Source organism: Aeromonas sp. R5-4 (assembly GCF_040908215.1).
Classification (GTDB): domain Bacteria; phylum Pseudomonadota; class Gammaproteobacteria; order Enterobacterales; family Aeromonadaceae; genus Aeromonas; species Aeromonas veronii.
Window position 1 is genome coordinate 41,243 of record NZ_JBFODG010000031.1, and the last position, 18,186, is coordinate 59,428.

The 18,186-nt window shown below is 58.4% G+C and carries 18 protein-coding genes and 1 pseudogene; 13 read left to right on the top strand and 6 right to left on the bottom strand.

Annotated features, from left to right (window positions below; genetic code table 11):
- Positions 1-32: 32 nt before the first annotated feature.
- On the bottom strand, positions 33-1,808 hold the full coding sequence (locus AB5Y83_RS16240) for a M4 family metallopeptidase (protein ID WP_368175522.1): 1,776 nt from the start codon (positions 1,806-1,808) through the stop codon (positions 33-35).
- Positions 1,809-2,154: 346 nt separating this feature from the next.
- On the opposite strand from AB5Y83_RS16240, the gene AB5Y83_RS16245 reads away from it, so the two are divergent.
- On the top strand, positions 2,155-2,709 hold the full coding sequence (locus AB5Y83_RS16245) for a GNAT family N-acetyltransferase (RefSeq protein WP_005340529.1): 555 nt from the start codon (positions 2,155-2,157) through the stop codon (positions 2,707-2,709).
- A complete protein-coding gene (gene rimJ / locus AB5Y83_RS16250) occupies positions 2,709-3,260 on the top strand; it encodes a ribosomal protein S5-alanine N-acetyltransferase (protein WP_368175523.1) in 552 nt (183 codons plus the stop codon). Before AB5Y83_RS16245 ends, rimJ begins: the two co-directional genes overlap by 1 nt.
- Positions 3,261-3,322: 62 nt before the next feature.
- Here rimJ and AB5Y83_RS16255 read toward each other — a convergent pair whose 3' ends face one another.
- From AB5Y83_RS16255 to AB5Y83_RS16265, 3 genes are all read right to left on the bottom strand, one after another.
- Positions 3,323-3,571: a hypothetical protein gene (locus tag AB5Y83_RS16255; protein WP_005340533.1), complete on the bottom strand. Its 249-nt coding sequence runs from the start codon at positions 3,569-3,571 to the stop codon at positions 3,323-3,325.
- 309 nt (positions 3,572-3,880) lie between these two features.
- Complete coding sequence (locus AB5Y83_RS16260; RefSeq protein WP_368175524.1) at positions 3,881-4,930, bottom strand: oxidoreductase; 1,050 nt, start codon at positions 4,928-4,930, stop codon at positions 3,881-3,883.
- A gap of 135 nt (positions 4,931-5,065) precedes the next feature.
- Positions 5,066-6,229 (bottom strand): multidrug effflux MFS transporter, encoded by a 1,164-nt coding sequence (locus AB5Y83_RS16265; RefSeq protein WP_162506388.1) that lies wholly within the window; start codon positions 6,227-6,229, stop codon positions 5,066-5,068.
- 238 nt (positions 6,230-6,467) lie between these two features.
- On the opposite strand from AB5Y83_RS16265, the gene rdgB reads away from it, so the two are divergent.
- Both rdgB and hemW read left to right on the top strand, forming a co-directional pair.
- Entirely contained in the window at positions 6,468-7,064 is a 597-nt protein-coding gene (gene rdgB / locus AB5Y83_RS16270) for an RdgB/HAM1 family non-canonical purine NTP pyrophosphatase (protein ID WP_005340539.1), read from the top strand.
- Positions 7,065-7,154: 90 nt separating this feature from the next.
- Positions 7,155-8,300 carry a radical SAM family heme chaperone HemW gene (gene hemW, locus AB5Y83_RS16275; protein WP_368175525.1) on the top strand — a complete coding sequence of 382 codons (1,146 nt, stop codon included), beginning with the start codon at positions 7,155-7,157 and terminating at the stop codon, positions 8,298-8,300.
- 117 nt (positions 8,301-8,417) lie between these two features.
- On the opposite strand, the gene AB5Y83_RS16280 is transcribed toward hemW, so the two are convergent.
- Positions 8,418-8,657, bottom strand: coding sequence for an alternative ribosome-rescue factor A (locus AB5Y83_RS16280; RefSeq protein ID WP_368175526.1), 240 nt, complete (start codon positions 8,655-8,657; stop codon positions 8,418-8,420).
- Between the two features lie 170 nt (positions 8,658-8,827).
- Positions 8,828-9,280, bottom strand: a complete 453-nt coding sequence (gene zntR, locus AB5Y83_RS16285; protein WP_041209144.1) for a Zn(2+)-responsive transcriptional regulator — start codon at positions 9,278-9,280, stop codon at positions 8,828-8,830.
- A gap of 416 nt (positions 9,281-9,696) precedes the next feature.
- On the opposite strand from zntR, the gene purH reads away from it, so the two are divergent.
- From purH to AB5Y83_RS16330, 9 genes and pseudogenes are all read left to right on the top strand, one after another.
- The gene (purH, locus tag AB5Y83_RS16290) at positions 9,697-11,289 is read left to right on the top strand and encodes a bifunctional phosphoribosylaminoimidazolecarboxamide formyltransferase/IMP cyclohydrolase (protein ID WP_005340545.1); all 1,593 of its coding nucleotides are present in this window, start codon (positions 9,697-9,699) and stop codon (positions 11,287-11,289) included.
- Positions 11,290-11,403: 114 nt separating this feature from the next.
- Positions 11,404-12,690: a phosphoribosylamine--glycine ligase gene (gene purD, locus AB5Y83_RS16295; RefSeq protein ID WP_144715063.1), complete on the top strand. Its 1,287-nt coding sequence runs from the start codon at positions 11,404-11,406 to the stop codon at positions 12,688-12,690.
- A 277-nt stretch (positions 12,691-12,967) separates the two neighbouring features.
- A complete protein-coding gene (locus tag AB5Y83_RS16300) occupies positions 12,968-13,342 on the top strand; it encodes a cytochrome b562 (RefSeq protein WP_005349056.1) in 375 nt (124 codons plus the stop codon).
- Positions 13,323-13,877, top strand: coding sequence for a cytochrome b/b6 domain-containing protein (locus AB5Y83_RS16305; protein WP_368175527.1), 555 nt, complete (start codon positions 13,323-13,325; stop codon positions 13,875-13,877). Before AB5Y83_RS16300 ends, AB5Y83_RS16305 begins: the two co-directional genes overlap by 20 nt.
- 627 nt (positions 13,878-14,504) lie before the next feature.
- Entirely contained in the window at positions 14,505-15,932 is a 1,428-nt protein-coding gene (locus tag AB5Y83_RS16310) for a tyrosine-type recombinase/integrase (protein ID WP_368175528.1), read from the top strand.
- Positions 15,933-15,946: 14 nt separating this feature from the next.
- Complete coding sequence (locus tag AB5Y83_RS16315) at positions 15,947-16,888, top strand: DUF6387 family protein (protein WP_368175529.1); 942 nt, start codon at positions 15,947-15,949, stop codon at positions 16,886-16,888.
- Between the two features lie 98 nt (positions 16,889-16,986).
- Positions 16,987-17,217, top strand: a complete 231-nt coding sequence (locus AB5Y83_RS16320; RefSeq protein ID WP_368175530.1) for a helix-turn-helix domain-containing protein — start codon at positions 16,987-16,989, stop codon at positions 17,215-17,217.
- A gap of 16 nt (positions 17,218-17,233) precedes the next feature.
- Positions 17,234-17,398: pseudogene (locus AB5Y83_RS16325) on the top strand (ogr/Delta-like zinc finger family protein); the annotation flags it as partial.
- Between the two features lie 152 nt (positions 17,399-17,550).
- Positions 17,551-18,180: a GPO family capsid scaffolding protein gene (locus AB5Y83_RS16330; RefSeq protein ID WP_368175531.1), complete on the top strand. Its 630-nt coding sequence runs from the start codon at positions 17,551-17,553 to the stop codon at positions 18,178-18,180.
- Positions 18,181-18,186: the final 6 nt, after the last annotated feature.

Genomic DNA, 18,186 nt, shown 5'->3' on the forward strand with positions numbered 1-18,186 from the left:
AGCGATGCGGGACAAGGCCCGCATCGGGTGGATCAGTAGCTGGCCTTGAGGGTTACGCCACTGAACGCGGAAAACCCTGACAGCTGCACATGCCAGGTGCCCGCCTTGGGATTGGTGAACGAGCAGCTTTCGTTATTGCCCCCCTTGTAGGGGCGGCAGTCATAACTGCTGCTGGTGGGGGCGCTGCCAAAGCGGACGTAGAGGTCGGCATCTCCGGTGCCGCCGTTGCTGCTGATCTGCAGCGACCTGGTGCCCGCCGGTACGTTCAGGGTGTAGTTGAGCTTGCCACCCTTGCTGGCGGCGAGGTTGCTCACCGGCACGCCGTTTTGCAGTACGTTGTCACTCGGTGGCGGTGTGGTGCCGCAACTGGCATCAACCCCGACGGTCTGGAAGGCCCGTGCTACATCCGCCTGATTGTAACCCAGATCGGCGGTCGCCCGGCTGACGCCGCAGGCCCCTTGCTGGTAGTTGGTGTTGGCGCCCCAGTAGAGGCGGTTGGCCAGCAAGAACACTTCAAATGCCTTGCGGGTGTTCCAGCCACTGCTGGTGGCGAGCAGGTAGAAGGCGCGGTTATAGACCCCTGAGCTGTGGTGTACATCCATCCCCTCCTGATAATCCGCGGCATGGCCGATGGATCTGCCATCCCGGGTCGGATCCTCGAAGTAGCGCAGGGAGCCGTTGCCCTTGAAGATCTGGGCGCCGACCAGCCAGTCGTTGCTCCCCTTCATGTAGAACTCGGCCGCTTCCCCCGCCATATCGGAGAAGGCCTCGTTGATGCCGCCGGATTGTCCTGAATAGATCAGCCCGGAGTTCTGCTCGGTAAAGCCGTGGCTCACCTCGTGGGCCGCCACATCAAGGCTCACCAGCGGGTGGAAGGTGGTAGCGCCGTCACCGAAGGTCATCTGGCTGCCATCCCAGAAGGCATTTTCGTAATTCTTGCTGTAGTGAACCCGCATCTTCAGTTTGAAGGTGAGGGGCGCCGTGTTGTACCAGTTGCGGTACATGTCGAACACCACGTTGCCGAAGTAGTGGGCGTCGTTGAGGGGCGAGTAGGCGCCGTTGATCTCCTTGACCCGGTTCTCCGGACAGGTGAACTGGTGGATGGCACCGCCTGAGGTGGCGTGGTTGAGGTTGATGGTATCGACGTTGGGGCTGGTCATCCGGCAGTTGTCATCCACGATGAGCGGGCCAAAGTCGGTGCCGTAAAAGTATTTGCCGGTCTTGATGTTGCCCCCGGGGCCGGTGGCGTCCTTGTGGTTGATCCCCTCCCAGCGTTTGAGCTCCTCACCGCTCTGGGCATCAAGAATGACGAAGGGGCGGCTTGGCTTGTCACCTTCCGCAACGAAGGAGACCTGATAGACCAGTCGGGCCAGACCGTTCTCGTCCTGCATCACGTAAAGCTTGATCTGCTCGTTGCTCCCCTTGCTGCCCGCCTTGGCCTTGCTGGCGGCATCCTGTGGCGAAAGGGTGGCGACCGGGCTTGCCACATCCTGATCGATCTGGCGCAGCATGCGTCCACTGGCCTGTTGCAGCTGGCCGTTCAGGCTCTTGTCAGCCACCACCACCTGACCCATTACCGGGATGCCGTTCCAGACCTGCTCGTAGCGGATCCGCTGCTGGCCGTTGGGCAGCTTGACCACCCGCACCTGACGAAACTCGCCATCTTCCAGCTGCAAGGTACCACTCGCGGCACTGAGACCTGTCATGGCCCGGATGCCGTTTGCCGTTACGTTGATCTCTACCTCTTGCGCCGCCAGTGCGGCGCTTCCCCAGCAGGCCAGCGCAACGGCCAGATAAATTTTATTCATCTCTTCTTTCCTTAAATCGATGAGGTTGATAAACCGACCGAAGGTCGGGCGTTTTGAAGCTAGTGCCGGTGGGGGAAAGTGCCCCCTGTCAAAAGTGACAGCGCAGCACAAAGGGGTAGCAGGATCTGCCAAAGTGCCGTTTGGGGGCATTTATCGGCGTCATGTGGAGAGCATTATCCGGTTTCAGACACCCACCCTCCTCTTTTGAGGGAGGAGAGATCGTGCGCAGTCACCCTCTGCGAAGCCTGCCGGAGGAGGGCCGTAAAAGTGGCTGGCGCGGCCAGTGGCGATTGGCTACATTGGGTGCTGGTTCGCGATTTGATCACTGATTTGAAAGGAGAATCCCATGTTTTCATGGCAGTTGGACGACGAGCTTGCGCTGCTCTTCTTGCAGCCCGATATGGCGAGCGAACTGTTTGCCCTCTGCAATGACAACCGGGAGTACCTCTCCCAGTGGCTACCCTGGCCGCCACTGATCCAGCGCCCCGTCGACAGCGCCCTCTTCATTCGCAGTGCCATCGAGAAGTTCGCCCGGGGTGAGGGGCTCACCACTGCCATCGAGTATCAGGGGGAGGTGGTGGGGGTCATAGGTTACAACAGCATCGATCATGACCTTGGCAAGGTGGTCATCGGTTACTGGCTGGCGGAGCGCTGGCAGGGTAACGGCATCATCACCCGGGCCTGTCAGGCCCTGATCCACCACGCCTTCGAGGAGATGGGGATGGAGAAGGTGGAGATCAGCGCCGCCACCGATAACGAGCCCAGCAGGGCTGTTTGTGAACGGCTCGGGATGCAGCTTGAGGGGGTGACCCGGCGCGCAGAGCGGCTGGGCAACCGGATTGTGGACCATGCCCACTACAGCTTGCTGCGCGATGAGTGGTTAAGGCAGAGGGAGTCCTGATGGCGCTGCCACATATCAAGACGGCCCGCACCCACCTGACCATACTGTCGCCGGATCAGGCCCCCATGATGCTCGACTTCTACCGGCGCAACCGTGCCCATCTCGCCCCCTGGGAGCCGCTGCGCGATGACCATTTCTACACGCTTTCTTACTGGCATAACCGGCTGCAGGATAGCTACAACCAGTTCTTCAACGGCACCGGCGTCAATCTGGTGGCCCTCGATCCGGCTGGCGAGCGGGTGATCGCCACCTGTAACTTCAGCAATATCCTGATGGGGGTCTTCAAGGCGTGTCATCTGGGCTATGCCATCGACCAGCAGCATCAGGGGCAGGGGGTGATGGGAGAGGTGCTGTCAGCCGCCATCGACTATCTGTTTCGGGAGCACGATCTGCATCGCATCATGGCTTGCTATATGCCTGCCAATCAGCGCAGTGGCGCCCTGCTGGAGCGGCTTGGCTTCGAGCGGGAGGGATTCGCGCGGGCGTATCTGATGATCAATGGTCGCTGGGAGGATCACATCCTCACCTCGCTGATTAATCCGGCTCCCTGATCGTCAGATAAAAAAACGGGCCCGCAGTTGCCTTCGGACCCGTCTTCGAATGAGGTGCAGGCTTAGTTGGCCTTGGCATCGCTCACTGCAGCTTCAACCTTGGTAGCGGCTTCGGTAGCAGCTTTTTCTACGGTTGCAGTCGCTTCGGAGGTGGCCTTCTCTACGGTAGAGGTGGCTTCGCTAGCGGCTTTTTCTACAGTGGCAGCAACTTCGGCGGCCGGAGCAGCAGCAGGAGCGGCAGCTTTTTCTTCTTTCTGACCGCAAGCAGTCAACATCAGACCCAGGATACCGGCTACCAGTACTTTGTTCATGTGCATTCCCTCAAAAAAAGATGGAGAGATGGTCTGTGCAACCATCACAGCGCCCACCGTTGCCCGGTATTGAAACAAGAAGCCGGGAGGCAGCAGGCGGGCGCAATATAGCCCCATTAGTTACCGATGAAAACGGATATCACAATGACATTTTTTCGTGCCGTGGATAAAAAGCTCCACTGCAACGACTGATATCAATACAAGATGCCGTCAAATGGCACTAATTGCACAATAAAACACCACTTCGTTGCCATCTTGTGGCGGTTTAACAAGGTCAAGGTTGCTCAAGCGCGGTCGATGGCCCACACCTTAGTCAGACAGCTTCTGACAGGGCAGCCGTTTTCCCTCAAGGTGGCTCTGACGGGCCAGATCCAGCAGCGCCATCACCGCCAGCGCTTCACTTGCTGGCACCGGATTGCTTCCCTCACCCTTGATGGCGGCGCAGACACCGCGATAGTAGGCGCCATAATCCCCCGCCTCACCCACCACGCTCTGCTGCTGTAACTGACCATCCACAATGCGGCTGAGCTGACCGGGTTCACTATCCACGCCCCAATCCGCCGCCGGTGGCCGCTTGCCCAGTTTGAGCTGATCTTCCTGCACATCCATACCGAATTTCACGAATGAGCCCTGGCTGCCGTGAATGACAAAGCGCGGCATGGTGGCCGAGACCAGACAGCTGCCATGCAGAATAACCCGCAGAGCACCGTAACCCAGCACCACATGGAAGTAGTCGTCCGCCAGTGCGCCGGGGCGCTGCTCGGCCAGATCGGCCTGCAGCCAGTCCGGCTGACCGAACAGCTGCAGCGCCTGATCCAGTACATGGGGGCCGAGATCGAACCAGAGGCCGGAACCCGGGCCACCCGCTTCGCGCCAGCGCTGGCGCACTTCGGGGCGATAGCGATCGAAGTGGGATTCGAACTGGGCGATCTGCCCCAGCGTCCCTTCGGCAATCAAACGGCGCACGGTAAGGAAATCCCCGTCCCAACGACGGTTGTGGAAGATGCTGAGTAGTCGCTGCTGCTTTTCGGCCAGCTCGACCAGCGCTTGCGCCTCGGCCAGATCCAGTGCAAAGGGCTTGTCGATCACCACATGTTTGCCTGCCTGCAGCGCCTGGCGGGCTAGAGGCGCATGGGTGTCGTTGGGGGTGGCGATCACCACCAGATCGACGGTCTCATCCCTCAGCACCTCCTCCAGTGAGCCGACCCGGCAGTCGGGCAGATCGGCCTGCACCTTGGCGGCATCGCGGCTTACCACCCAGCTCAGGGACAAGCCCGGGGTGGTGGAGAGGAAGGGGGCGTGGAAGGTCTTGCCTGCAAAGCCATAGCCCACCAGGGCTGCGTTGAGAGTGTGGCTCATCGGGAGTTCTCCGCTGACATCGAGTGAGTGGGGTTGCCATCGCAGGCAATCTGCCGGATGGCCATGTGCTGTAAAGGCGATACAAACGAGAAGGGGGCCGATGGCCCCCTGAGTGTGCCCATCAGAGCACAGGATTTATTGCAAACACAAGCGGCGACCGCGTCGGGTCATCAGCATCACCAAGGGCGGCAGCAGCAGCCACATATGCAGTGCCAGCTGGCTCAGCGGGTCGTGCATCAGGGCGCCGGTCAGACCAACCAGGGCGCCGGAGCCGCTCATCTGGAACAGGCCGAGCAGAGCCGCGGCGGTACCGGCGCAGTGGCCGAACGGTGCCAGCGCCATCCCGGCAGCCGAGCCCAGAATCATGGCAAAGCCGATGCTGGAGAGGAATACCGGCCCCATCATCGCCAGCGGATGTTCGATGTGCATGGCCAAAGTCAGGATGATGGCCGAGAGCATCAACACCAGCAGACCGATGCGCAGGGTGCGTCTTGGCCCCACCTTGGCGATAAAGCGCGGCGCCATGAAGCAGGCCAGGATGTTGAGGGCTGCGTTGGCGGTAAACCAGTAGCTAAAGCCGCTCATGTCCAGCCCCAGTTTCACCATCAGCTGCACTGGTGCGGCGGTGACATAAGCGAGGATCACCGCCATCGCCAGCATGCACAGCGCCGCATTGAACAGGAAGCTGGGGGAGCGCAGCACCGGGCTGTAGCGGGACCAGCTGATGAGGGCTCCTTCACTGCGGGTCTCCTCCGGGCGGGTCTCCGGCATCCGCCACATCAGCCAGCTGCCGACGATAAGCGCATAACCGGCCATAAACCAGAAGTTGGCAGACCAGCCCGCCTTGGCGGTGAGCCAGCCACCGAGCAGGGGCGCCAGCGCAGGAATAAAGCAGATGGCGCCATTGAGGTAGGAGATCATCTGGCCGCTCTTTTTCGGGCCATAGCTGTCACGCACTACCGAGAAGGCGGCGACCGAAGTAGCGCAGGCGCCGAAGCCCTGCAGCACCCGGGCCAGCATCAATTCGCCGAGGCTGGCGGCAAAACCGGCCCCCAGCGCGCTCAGGCCATAGAGCAGCACGCCGCCCAGCGCGATGGGCTTGCGACCGTAGCGATCGGCCAGCGGGCCAACAAGCAGTTGCCCCAGCCCCATGCTGAACAGGAACCAGGTGATGGTGCCCTGCATCAGCGTCACTTCGGCGCCCAGCTGCTCGGCCATCTGCGGAATGGCGGGCAGGTAGATGTCGATAGCCAGCGGACTGAACAGCACCAGTAGTACGAGTAAAAGTATCAATGGCATCTGTCACCTCTTTAGTCAGCCAGGTTAATGAATTGGGGCGCGAGTCTACTGACTCACAGTAATGAATAGAAATGGTATTTAATCACTTTGGTTATTCCATTATGGAAACATGTATTAAAAAGCTGGTTATTCGATGGCGGCACATCCCCCGTAACCCCATCACAGCGGGTGTAATTGACGCTTTTACTAAACGCTTGCGCCGCATAGAATGCGCAGATTATTTTTGCGGAGGTGCTCGATGAACAAGCTTGTCCTGGCAACAGGTAACCAGAAAAAGGTGAAGGAATTGGCCGCCATGCTGGCCGATATGAAGATCCAGGTGATCCCACAGAGCGAGTTTGCGGTCTCCGATGCCGATGAGACCGGTACCACCTTCGTCGAGAATGCCATCATCAAGGCCCGCCACGCCGCCCGCATTACCGGTCTGCCCGCCGTGGCCGATGACTCCGGTCTGGAAGTCGATCTGCTGCAAGGGCGCCCCGGCGTCTACTCCGCCCGCTTTGCCGGTGTGGGTGCCGGCGACAAGGCCAACATCGAGAAGCTGCTCGGCGAGCTGCAAGGTGCCCCCGAGTATCTGAAGAGCGCCCGCTTCTGGTGTGTGCTGGTCTATATGCGCCACGCTGACGATCCCACTCCCATCATCTGTCAGGCGAGCTGGGAAGGGATGATCATCGACGAGCCGCGCGGTCAACATGGCTTTGGCTATGACCCGGTATTCTTCGTGCCGGATCACGACTGCACCGCCGCCCAGATGCCAGCCGAGCTGAAGAACCAGCTGAGCCATCGCGGTCAGGCGCTGGCGAAGCTCAAAGCGGCGCTGGCTGCGGCGCACTGAGTCACTTCGCCACCTTGTCGGTTACACACGGTTAATTACACATAGTCATCTACAATGGGGGCCTTGAGCCCCCGTTTTATTGGAAGCCCCATGCTGCAACTGCCGCCGCTCTCTCTCTATATTCATGTGCCCTGGTGCGTCCAGAAGTGCCCTTACTGTGACTTCAACTCCCATGCCCAGAAGGGGGAGTTGCCTCACCTCGAATATGTCGCTGCCCTGCTGGAGGATCTGGATCAGGATCTGAAGTGGGCGCAGGGGCGGCCGCTCTCCTCGATCTTTATCGGCGGCGGCACTCCCAGCCTGTTGACGGTGGAGGCGATGCAAACCTTGCTGGACGGGGTGCGGGCCCGCATTCCGCTCACTGCAGATTGCGAGATCACCATGGAGGCCAACCCGGGCACGGTGGAGGCGGACAAGTTCGCCGGTTTCCAGCGCGCCGGCATCAACCGTATCTCCATCGGGGTGCAGAGCTTCCAGCAGGAGAAGCTGACCCGCCTCGGCCGCATTCACGGCCCGGAAGAGGCGCGCAAGGCCGCCGCACTGGCCCATGCCATCAAGTTGCCGACCTTCAATCTAGATCTGATGCACGGCCTGCCGGATCAGAGTCTGGATGATGCCCTTTATGACCTGCAACAGGCTATCGACTGCGCGCCGCCGCACCTCTCCTGGTATCAGCTCACCATAGAGCCGAACACGGCGTTTGCCTCCAAGCCGCCCAAACTGCCTGAAGATGACACCCTGTGGGATATCTACGAGCAGGGCCACGCCATGCTCACCGCCAGCGGTTATCGCCAGTACGAGATCTCGGCTTACGCCAAAGAGGGCTATCAGTGCCGTCACAACCTCAACTACTGGCGCTTTGGCGACTATCTGGGTATCGGCTGTGGCGCCCACGGCAAAGTGACTGATCTCGCGCATCAGCAGATCCTGCGTACCGCCAAGGTTAAACATCCGAAAGGGTATCTGGACAAGAGTCGCCCCTATCTGGACGAGCAGTGGCAGGTGACGGCAGACGATTTGCCGCTCGAATACTTTATGAACCGCTTCCGCCTGTTTGAACCGGCCCCCAAGGCGGAGTTCGAGGCTTATACCGGCTTGCCGCTGGAGCGGGTGGAGACGGTGCTGACCATTGCCCAGAGCAAGGAGCTGATCGAGGATTTGGGCGACAGCTGGCAGCTTACCTCCCTCGGTCATCGCTATCTCAACGTGCTGCTCGAACTGTTTATGGATGAGTAAGCTGCCTGTTGAGGCGCAACTTTGAGGCGGTGAGTTGGCGTTGCCAAATCGCCTCTTCTGTCAAAACAATCAGGGCGCCATTGGCGCCCTGATTGTTTATGGTCGGTAGAAACCCGCTCAGCAGCTGACGCGGATCATCTGCTGTTGGCCGGGCTCCCACCGCTTGCCAAATTTGGCCTTGCGCTGGTAACTCCCCTTGCCCTTCTTGTTGCGCTCGACCCGGCTGCGAAACAGCGGATCGGAGAGCAGGGCGTGCAGATGGTTATCCTTTATCTCGCCGCGCTGATGGGCATAGTTGTCCCCTTGCGCATGCTCCTCACGGGGGAGGGCGGGTTGGTTGACCCGAATCTTGGCCATGATGGCTCCTCTTCTTGCTCTTGCTGTGTTGACGCTTGTGTCTGGATGGCGGTTTTCGCAGCGGGCGCCTCTTCAGATGAGTGCCCGGTAACCGGATGCACTGGCACCGGTTAAAAACGCGGCGAGTTTGTCACCAAATCGCCGCTGGTGCAATGAGCGGGCTGGTGCCGTCAGCCAACGTGGTCATGCTCATCGTGGTTATGATGCTCGTGATGAGCGGGTGCTCCCGACTCCAGTGTTTCCAAAATGGCGCAGTGCTCCGCCGAGCGCGGCCCGCCACAGCAGATGTTGGAAAGCTCGCGCAGGTTGTCGCGAAAGCGGGTCAGTTCGATGATCTTCTGCTCCACCTGGGCCAGCTTGGTGTCAGCTACCGCTTTTACCTCCTGACAGGTGACCTTGGCCTTGTTGGTATCGAGATCGAGCAGCTCGCCGATATCGGCCAGCGAGAAGCCCACCGACTTGGCGCGAATGATGAACTCCAGCCGCCGCTTGTCCTGTTCGCTGTAGAGGCGGTAGCCAGATTCGTTGCGGATCCCCGGCGAGATGAGTCCGTTCTTCTCATAAAAACGCAGGGTATCCGCCTTGACCCCGCACGCCTTGGCCAGTTCACCGATCCGGTACATGCTCTCTCTCCCCTTGAATGTATGCCGCCACAAAAACCGGAATCCACTATCACCCCTTTGCCCATGGATTGCCAGCCAAGGGCATAAAAGGGGCAGATAAACATCTCCTGGCGACCCTTTTTCCCATAAAACACTGAAAGTGCAAACGTTTCGAGGAAATCAAGTGGAAAACGTTTAACGCCGCGCCAAATAAGGCTTTGCTGTTTCAAAAAATCCACCACAGGTCACATTTTTTGTGTAGAATACGCGCCCATAACAGAGCGCCGCACCAAGCGGGCATTTCCTAAAACGCTTTTGCCGGATGTCGGGGCGAGAGTGGTTTGCGAAATCCCCCCACTTCCATTTATTTGGGGACTCTCTGTGTTGAGCCTCGCCTCCCATGGAACGGTCCCCGTTATGTTGAGGACGATAGTGTGATGGAACAAGCTCGACCCATTCGCCGTGCACTGCTGAGTGTGTCTGACAAAACCGGCATTCTGGAATTTGCCAAGGCACTCAACGAACGCGGCGTCGCCCTGCTTTCTACTGGCGGTACTGCCAAGTTGCTCGGCGAGGCGGGTCTGCCGGTGACCGAGGTCTCCGACTACACGGGTTTCCCTGAAATGATGGATGGCCGGGTCAAGACCCTGCATCCCAAGGTTCATGGCGGCATCCTCGGCCGTCGGGATCAGGATGACGCCATCATGGCTCAGCACGCTATCTCCCCCATCGACATGGTCGTCGTCAACCTTTACCCCTTCGCCGCCACCGTGGCCAAAGCGGGCTGCACCCTGGCCGATGCGGTCGAGAACATCGACATCGGCGGCCCAACCATGGTGCGTTCTGCCGCCAAAAACCACAAAGATGTTGCTATCGTCGTCAAAGCTGCTGACTATGATCGGGTTATTCGCGAGATGGATGCCAACGGCAACAGCCTGAAACTGGCGACCCGTTTCGATCTGGCCATCGCAGCCTTCGAGCACACCGCCGCCTACGACGGCATGATCGCCAACTACTTCGGCACCATGGTTCCTTCCTACGGTGACAACAAGGAGGGTGACGAGGAGTCCCGTTTCCCGCGCACCTTCAACAGCCAGTTCATCAAGAAGCAGGACATGCGTTACGGCGAAAACAGCCATCAGGCAGCCGCCTTCTACGCCGAAGAGCATGCCGCTCCGGGTTCTGTCTCCAGCGCTACCCAGTTGCAGGGCAAGGCGCTCTCCTACAACAACATCGCCGATACCGATGCGGCGCTGGAGTGTGTTAAGGAGTTCGACGAGCCGGCCTGCGTCATCGTCAAGCATGCCAACCCCTGCGGTGTGGCTATTGGTAGCGACCTGCTGAGTGCCTACGATCGTGCCTACCAGACCGACCCCACCTCCGCCTTTGGCGGCATCATCGCCTTCAACCGCGAGCTGGATGGTGCCACTGCCGCAGCCATCGTGGCCCGCCAGTTTGTTGAGGTGATCATCGCCCCGACCGTCAGCCAGGAGGCCCGCGATGCAGTCGCCGCCAAGCAGAACGTGCGTCTGCTCGAATGCGGGCAGTGGACGGCTCCGGCGCAAGGGTTTGACCTCAAGCGCGTCAACGGCGGCCTGCTGGTACAGGAGCGGGATCTCGGCATGGTGACGCTGGGCGACCTGACCGTGGTCAGCAAGCGTCAGCCGACCGAGGCCGAGCTGCAGGATTTGCTGTTCTGCTGGAAAGTGGCCAAGTTCGTCAAATCCAACGCCATCGTCTATGCCAAAGATGGCCAGACCATCGGCGTCGGCGCAGGCCAGATGAGCCGTGTTTATTCGGCCAAAATCGCCGGTATCAAGGCGGCGGACGAAGGGCTGACCGTGGCGGGCTCCGTGATGGCCTCCGATGCCTTCTTCCCGTTCCGCGACGGTATCGATGCTGCCGCGCAGGCCGGTATCTCCTGCGTGATCCAGCCGGGTGGCTCGATGCGCGATCAGGAGGTGATCGACGCCGCCGACGAACACGGTATGTGCATGGTCTTCACCAACATGCGCCATTTCCGTCATTGATGGGTCAGGGGCTGCCGATGGCGGCCCTTTTGTTGTCTCTTTTCAACTGACTATTTCCACTGACTGACGGCCCGGGTGGCCGTCCAGTGACCACAAATAGAAGCGAGCGATACGATGAAAGTACTGATCATTGGCAACGGTGGCCGTGAACACGCCCTGGCCTGGAAGGCCAAACACTCCCCACTGGTACGTCACGTTTTTGTGGCGCCGGGCAACGCAGGCACCCAGCTTGAGCCGGGTGTCGAGAACGTCGCCATCAATGCGACCGATATCGAAGGGCTGCTGGCCTTTGCCAAAGAGAAGCAGGTCGGCCTTACCATCGTCGGGCCGGAAGCGCCGCTGGTGAAAGGGGTGGTGGATGCCTTCCGCGCCGCCGGTCAGCCGATCTTTGGCCCGACCGCTGCCGCTGCCCAGCTGGAAGGATCCAAGGCTTTCACCAAGGATTTCTTGGCCCGTCACGCCATTCCGACCGCCGAGTACCAGAACTTCACCGAAGTGGAGCCAGCACTCGCTTATCTGCGCGAGAAGGGCGCCCCCATCGTCATCAAGGCCGATGGTCTGGCGGCGGGCAAGGGTGTGATTGTCGCTATGACCTTGCAGGAGGCGGAAGACGCGGTGCGCGACATGCTCTCCGGCAATGCCTTTGGCGAAGCGGGCTCCCGGGTGGTGATTGAGGAGTTTCTGGAGGGGGAAGAGGCGAGCTTCATCGTCATGGTCGATGGCGAGCACGTGCTGCCGATGGCCACCAGTCAGGATCACAAGCGGGTTGGCGACGGTGATACCGGCCTCAACACCGGCGGTATGGGGGCTTACTCCCCGGCGCCTGTAGTGACCGCCGAGGTACATCGACGCGTGATGGAGCAGGTGATCATGCCGACTGTGCGCGGCATGGCGGCCGAGGGCAACGTCTACACCGGTTTCCTCTACGCCGGTCTGATGATCGACGGCGCAGGCAATCCCAAGGTGATCGAGTTCAACTGCCGTTTCGGCGATCCCGAGACCCAGCCCATCATGCTGCGGATGCAGTCCGATCTGGTGGAGCTCTGTCTGGCCGCTTGCGCAGGCAAGCTGGATCAGAAAGAGGCCATTTATGATCCCCGCGCCGCTATCGGCGTGGTGTTGGCGGCGGGAGGCTATCCTGGCGATTACAGCACCAACCACCCCATCAGTGGCTTGCCGGTGGATGAAGTGGCGGGAGAGAAGGTGTTCCATGCCGGTACCCGCCTGGAGGGCGATACCAGCCTGACCGCTGGCGGCCGCGTGTTGTGCGCCACCGCCCTCGGCCACACTGTGGCAGAAGCCCAGCAGCGTGCCTATCAGCTCGCTGGCCGCATCAAGTGGGATGGCGTCTTCTACCGCAAGGATATCGGCTGGCGCGCCATTGCTCGCGAACAGGAGTAACTGACGCACGCAAATGGCCAGCTGATTCAGACCCCGCTACGGCGGGGTTTTTTGTCCCTGTTGACCGCTTTCAACCATCCTCATGGTGCGCGTCAACTGCGTTCAATCAGTTACCAAGCGCAAACAAGCGCGGCATATCTGTCACTATTTGCCACAAAAAACAGCATTTTTCACAAACGTTTCACCATGAGTCATGGCATCATGCTGGTGATGAATTCTTGTTTGGATTCATAAGTACCCCTAACAATTCGAGCATGTCGTTATATAAGGAAATCCCATGTTGAAAACCGTCCGCCCCCTGCTGCTGCCCCTGATGTTTGGCCTGATGACCCTGCCTGCCGTGGCGGGTGATCTGGAACAGCCGATGAAGAAGATTGGCTTCAACTACAAGCAGGCCGTCAAGGCTGATGATGCAGCCACCATGGAGAAGCACATCAACGAGATGAAGGCCCAGCTGGATGTGGCCAAGCAGAAGAACATGCCGGCCGCCAAGAAAGAGAAATTCCTTGAAGGGATGAACGAGGTACAGACCGAGCTGGACGCCAGCCTGGCCGCACTCAAGGCGGGTGATGAGGCCAAGGCGCGCGAACATCTGGCCAAGGTCAACGACCTGAAGAAGGAGTACCACAAATATGCCAAGCAAAAAGGGTGAGCCCTTTCGCTGGGATCCGCTGGTTCGCCTGACCCACTGGGGCTTGGTGGCGGTCTGCATCAGCAATCTCTGGGTTAACGAAGCGGGCGAGGAGTGGCATGAGTGGCTGGGTTACGGCGCCATTGGGCTGATCTCCTTGCGTCTGCTCTGGGGGCTCACTTTCGCCCGTGGCTACGCTCGCCTTGGTGCCCTCATCCCCAGCGGTGAGGATTTTCGCCAGCAAGCGCGCGAGATGCGTGAGCGGCAGCCTCCGGCACCGGGTCATCACGGCAGCGGCAAGCTGGCCGTGTGGGCGCTCTGGCTGGTTGTGCTGGCCACTGCTGGCAGCGGCTGGTTTCAAAATACCGAGACGGGATTTGAACTGGGGGCTGACGAGTGGCATGAGTGGTGCGTGGTGGCGCTGCAGGGACTGATTGGTCTGCACCTGCTGGCCATCGCCTTCACCTCCTGGCGTCAGCACAGCAATCTGGTTGCCCGGATGTTGCCCGCCGGGCGTCGCTCGTCCATCCAGAGCGGCAGCAACGAGCAAACCTGAGGCTCAGCATTAGGCTCCTTGTCTCTGAGTGAGGCGCCTGATCCGGACCCTGCCCAGACCCGCCCATGGCGGGTCTTTTCTATGACCTCATCCAGCTCATCACAGGGCATTGCCCGATCCGCAGATGCAAAAAGGCCGCTCATTATGAGCGGCCTTTTTCAATTTGGTGGCCCTGGGGGACTTGAACCTACGACCAATCGATTATGAGCGTGGGGAAAATGCATTTTACTGTATTTGCGTACAGTATATGATGTTATATAAATCAATACGTTAGATCGTTCCGCTCATTTTGTGACCTTCTCTGGTCTTCCCCTATATTCTCCCTCTGTCATATCCTATAGGTATCCTTTTTCGACCAATCGATTTCTATGATACCTGGATCGATTGGTCGGCCAAGAGCAGGCTAGCCAGGGAAAGGAGCCGCAAACGCCACTCCCCCCTTGGGCCAAAAAAGGTCGCATAGGGTTTAAATATTGAGGTTACAGAGGTTACAAGGTTACATCTCTCTACAGGCCACGGTTTTACAGGGTTTGTTTGTAACCTCACCATAAATAGTCAGAGGTTACAGAGGTTACAAGACCCGTCTTGCCTGCCCTTCCTCTGGCTAGCCTGGTTTGTGGGAGGAAGATGAAAGCGTTCAAATTCACCAAGGCCACGATCGATGCACTGCCCCGCGCACCAGAGGGGAAGCAGGTCGAGTACTGTGATGCCATGGTGCAGGGTTTGAGGCTTCGGGTCGGGGCCACTGGAACCAAGTCGTTTAGCGTGGCCAAGAGGAAAGAGGGGCGCTTTATCAGGGCGACCTTGGGGCGCTATCCGGCATTGACCATCGACATGGCCCGCGCCAAGGCGCTGGAGATCCTGGGAGAGGTGGCCATCACTGGCCAGAACCCCAACGTGATCCGCCGCGAACAGGACAAGCTGAAAGTCACCCTGGGCGAGGCGATAGATGCCTACCTTGCCAGCCGTGGCGACCGGATCAGAGCAGAGACGGCCAAGCACTACCGCGCCGATCTCAACAACTATTCCGGTGACTGGATGACGATCCCCCTGGTCAAACTCACGCGGGAAAAGATCGAAGTTCGCCACAAGGCCATCACCGAAGGGTTGCCCAGTGCCTGGCACGGCGCATCGCCAGAGTTTCGCAAGGCGGGCACCGGCAAGGGCAGCAAGGCGCAGGCCGACCGCTGGGCGCGCACACTGCGGGCCGTGTGGCGCTTTGCCCGTGATCACTATCGGGATGCCAATGATCGGGTCATGCTGCCCGAGCCACCGACCGAAGTCCTGAGCAGCAAGCGACTTTGGCACAACACCCCCAGACGCAACGACCGGATCCGAACCCATGAACTGAGACGCTGGCTGGATGCCGTGGAGCAGGTCAGACAGCACGCTATCGACTGGCGGGACGATACGACCGCCACCGTCTGCGATGCTATCGACATGGCTCTGTTTACGGGGTTACGCCGCGCTGAAGTATTCCAGCTCACCTGGGATCGGGTCAGCATGAGCGGCGGTTACTTCTGGATTGACCAGACCAAGAATGGTGATCCGCTGGAGCTTCCGATCACCGATACCCTGCTCACCATTTTCCGCCGCCGTTGGCACTGGAACCTGAAACAGAGCCGGTTTGTGTTCCCTGGTCGCAATCCGGAGCGCCCTATCCATGAGCCGCGCCGTGTCATAGCCAAGATCTGCGCGGCCACTGTACCGAACCCCAACCCTGACGGCCTGCCGCCGCTCGAGTTCAAATGCCACGATGCCCGCCGTACCTTCGGCACTGTGGCCGAACTGGCCGAGGTCGGTCAGTACACCATCAAGCGCCTGATGAACCACCGCACCCTGCGCAGTGCCGATGTCACCCAAGGTTACATCCACTTCACCGCAGACGAGCTGCGTAAACCGGCAACCAGGATTGAACGGGATATTTTGGAATATGCGGGCCGCCTGGACAGTAAAAATAATGCCAATAGTAATCTGTTGACTATTTTTGCCACGTTGCCAGAAGACGAGCAGCGCCGCTTGCTTTTAAGTATTAGCAATGCTGGCAGCAAATAAAAAGGATTGAATTCATGAGTATGATTGTGGATATTGACGATCTGATTTCCCATGCAGAGAATAACGGCGATGATAAAGAGCACAAAGGGAATTTTTTAAAAATTCATGCATCAGGGAAGTACGAAAAGGTTAGTAATCTTAGCGCCTTTGATTTTATAGAACAGTTGCGCATAAGGGCTGATATTATGGAAATGCTTAATATTGGCTCCCCCTGTTTGCCCCATTACTTGCCTAATTGGTTAGCGGTTTATTTATCTGATGATATTTATATCTCTGAGCCAGAGGAGTTACTTGTTGACGTGTCCGCAATGTTATCACCTGAAGCTAAGGCGGAAATGGTAGAGAGGGAGTTTTCTTATAGCAGTGATGACCATGGAGAGGAGTTGTCATCACTGAATAGTATCACCCCAATACACGTTCGGAATATTATCGCGATGGCCGAGGTTGCCAAGAGTTATGGCTTTAATGGTAACGACTCCTACAGCTACAGGATGCCCAAGATGCCTTTCGCTACACTGCTTGCAGAGCGTTATAAAGAGAGTATGCCAAAGCTGGTAGCCGTAAACATTAATATTGAGAGCTTTTCTGACAAAGAAATCCTTGATGATATGGCCAGCTTGCTTAAAAAATGGCGGAGTGAATTGTCAGTTAATGAGGAAAAAGATTGTAAAGGTATTAGCTCAAATGCACTAAGGAAAGCTGTCAACAACAAATATCTGCCATTGCTGGATGCCATGATTGCACATAAATTGTTTAATGGTGCAATAAGTGATTTAGTAATTCTGGATGCACTATATCCATCTCTTGATATTGAATTAGATGCACTCAGGAAAACATATAAACATCAAGCAATGAGGTTTTCTGATGTGCGTCATGTTTCCGCTTGGAAACGAACTCTGGTGAAGTCAGGAGTAGAGCATCTCACAATAAAAGATGCGTTAACAAAAAAATTCTAATATCGCAAGGGTAGTTTACTGCTTGCCAGTTATACCTTACATCCTAAAAGCCCCCCAGAGAAAATCAGCACCGTCAAAGCAATACTGGGGGTGCCAAGATGAAATCAGTAATAAACCAGAACACTCCGCAACGCCTCACCCGCCGTGAGGCTGCCGCCTACCTTGGGTTGTCCGAGAAAACCCTTGGGGTCTGGGCCAGTAATGGCCGCTATGAACTCCCTTACTACAAGATTGGCAACCGTACCCTCTACGAACGCGCCGATCTCGATGCGTTCCTCGCCTCCCGCAAGATGCTGCATTCCAGCAAACCTGCAAACCCCATCCAATAACCCTGGAGGTACTCACATGCGCGTGATGTGTACCGAGTGCGGTCAGTTGGGCCGCATTACCAAGACCAACCGCCTGACGGCGGGGGTCGCCAATCTTTATTGCCAGTGTACCGATGCCGAGTGTGGTCACTCTTGGGTGTCCACCCTGGCCTATAGCCACACCTTGAGCCCATCGGCCAAGAACGCTACAGCGATGGCCATCACACTGGCGCAAGGGCTGTCGCCCGAGGCGCACGGCTCACTGTGCAAGAGCGTGAACGAGCGGCAGCAGCAGCTCGACATACTGGCCGCGCAAGAGCGCGAAAAGCCGGTGGTTACACTGCGGAGGGTGGTATGAGTAGCCAAATCAAAACCGGCTGGGTGTGCATCGCCACTGCGGGGCAAACACTGGACGGCCGCAATATCAGCCCTGAGAGCCTACGCCAAATGGCTGAGGCATATGACCCAAGTTTCTATACCGCGAGGCTCTGGCCAGAGGGGGCGCGCACTCGCCCGCTTGGCTCTGTGGATGCCTTGAAGGTGCAGGAAGAAGCGGGCCAGCTCAAGCTGATGGCAATACTTTGCCCGACCCTTGAGCTGATTGACCTCAACATCAGCGGCAGCCACGGCTTTTGCACCATTGAGGCGGCTGAAAACTTTGCAGGCACCGGCCAGTGGTATCTGGCGGGGGTCTCTGTCACCGACCAGCCAACCATCACGGGGCTGACCCAACTGCAATTTAGTGCCAAGCGGCCCGAGGCGCGCCCGCTCTTGGTGCCAGCTTCTTTGCCTGTGCCCGTCCCCACCAAACCGGTGAACCGGACACCAGACCCTGACCGCATGTTTAAGCAGCTGGAAACCTTGGTGTCGGATATCGACAGCATCAACAAAAAGCTCGCCAGCATGATGCCCTGCCCACCAGACCCGCCCACTGCTGGCCGCCGTGATAACCCCGACTCTGACAACACCTACCGCCTCTACTAAGGAGCC

Coding starts and splice junctions, on each gene's coding strand:
- AB5Y83_RS16280 (WP_368175526.1), bottom strand. CDS start 8,657: ATGGCCAAGATTCGGGTCAACCAACCCGCCCTCCCCCGTGAGGAGCAT.
- AB5Y83_RS16265 (WP_162506388.1), bottom strand. CDS start 6,229: ATGCCATTGATACTTTTACTCGTACTACTGGTGCTGTTCAGTCCGCTG.
- purH (WP_005340545.1), top strand. CDS start 9,697: ATGGAACAAGCTCGACCCATTCGCCGTGCACTGCTGAGTGTGTCTGAC.
- AB5Y83_RS16320 (WP_368175530.1), top strand. CDS start 16,987: ATGAAATCAGTAATAAACCAGAACACTCCGCAACGCCTCACCCGCCGT.
- AB5Y83_RS16260 (WP_368175524.1), bottom strand. CDS start 4,930: ATGAGCCACACTCTCAACGCAGCCCTGGTGGGCTATGGCTTTGCAGGC.
- AB5Y83_RS16255 (WP_005340533.1), bottom strand. CDS start 3,571: ATGAACAAAGTACTGGTAGCCGGTATCCTGGGTCTGATGTTGACTGCT.
- rimJ (WP_368175523.1), top strand. CDS start 2,709: ATGGCGCTGCCACATATCAAGACGGCCCGCACCCACCTGACCATACTG.
- AB5Y83_RS16315 (WP_368175529.1), top strand. CDS start 15,947: ATGAGTATGATTGTGGATATTGACGATCTGATTTCCCATGCAGAGAAT.
- AB5Y83_RS16240 (WP_368175522.1), bottom strand. CDS start 1,808: ATGAATAAAATTTATCTGGCCGTTGCGCTGGCCTGCTGGGGAAGCGCC.
- rdgB (WP_005340539.1), top strand. CDS start 6,468: ATGAACAAGCTTGTCCTGGCAACAGGTAACCAGAAAAAGGTGAAGGAA.
- hemW (WP_368175525.1), top strand. CDS start 7,155: ATGCTGCAACTGCCGCCGCTCTCTCTCTATATTCATGTGCCCTGGTGC.
- AB5Y83_RS16305 (WP_368175527.1), top strand. CDS start 13,323: ATGCCAAGCAAAAAGGGTGAGCCCTTTCGCTGGGATCCGCTGGTTCGC.
- zntR (WP_041209144.1), bottom strand. CDS start 9,280: ATGTACCGGATCGGTGAACTGGCCAAGGCGTGCGGGGTCAAGGCGGAT.
- AB5Y83_RS16310 (WP_368175528.1), top strand. CDS start 14,505: ATGAAAGCGTTCAAATTCACCAAGGCCACGATCGATGCACTGCCCCGC.
- AB5Y83_RS16330 (WP_368175531.1), top strand. CDS start 17,551: ATGAGTAGCCAAATCAAAACCGGCTGGGTGTGCATCGCCACTGCGGGG.
- AB5Y83_RS16300 (WP_005349056.1), top strand. CDS start 12,968: ATGTTGAAAACCGTCCGCCCCCTGCTGCTGCCCCTGATGTTTGGCCTG.
- AB5Y83_RS16245 (WP_005340529.1), top strand. CDS start 2,155: ATGTTTTCATGGCAGTTGGACGACGAGCTTGCGCTGCTCTTCTTGCAG.
- purD (WP_144715063.1), top strand. CDS start 11,404: ATGAAAGTACTGATCATTGGCAACGGTGGCCGTGAACACGCCCTGGCC.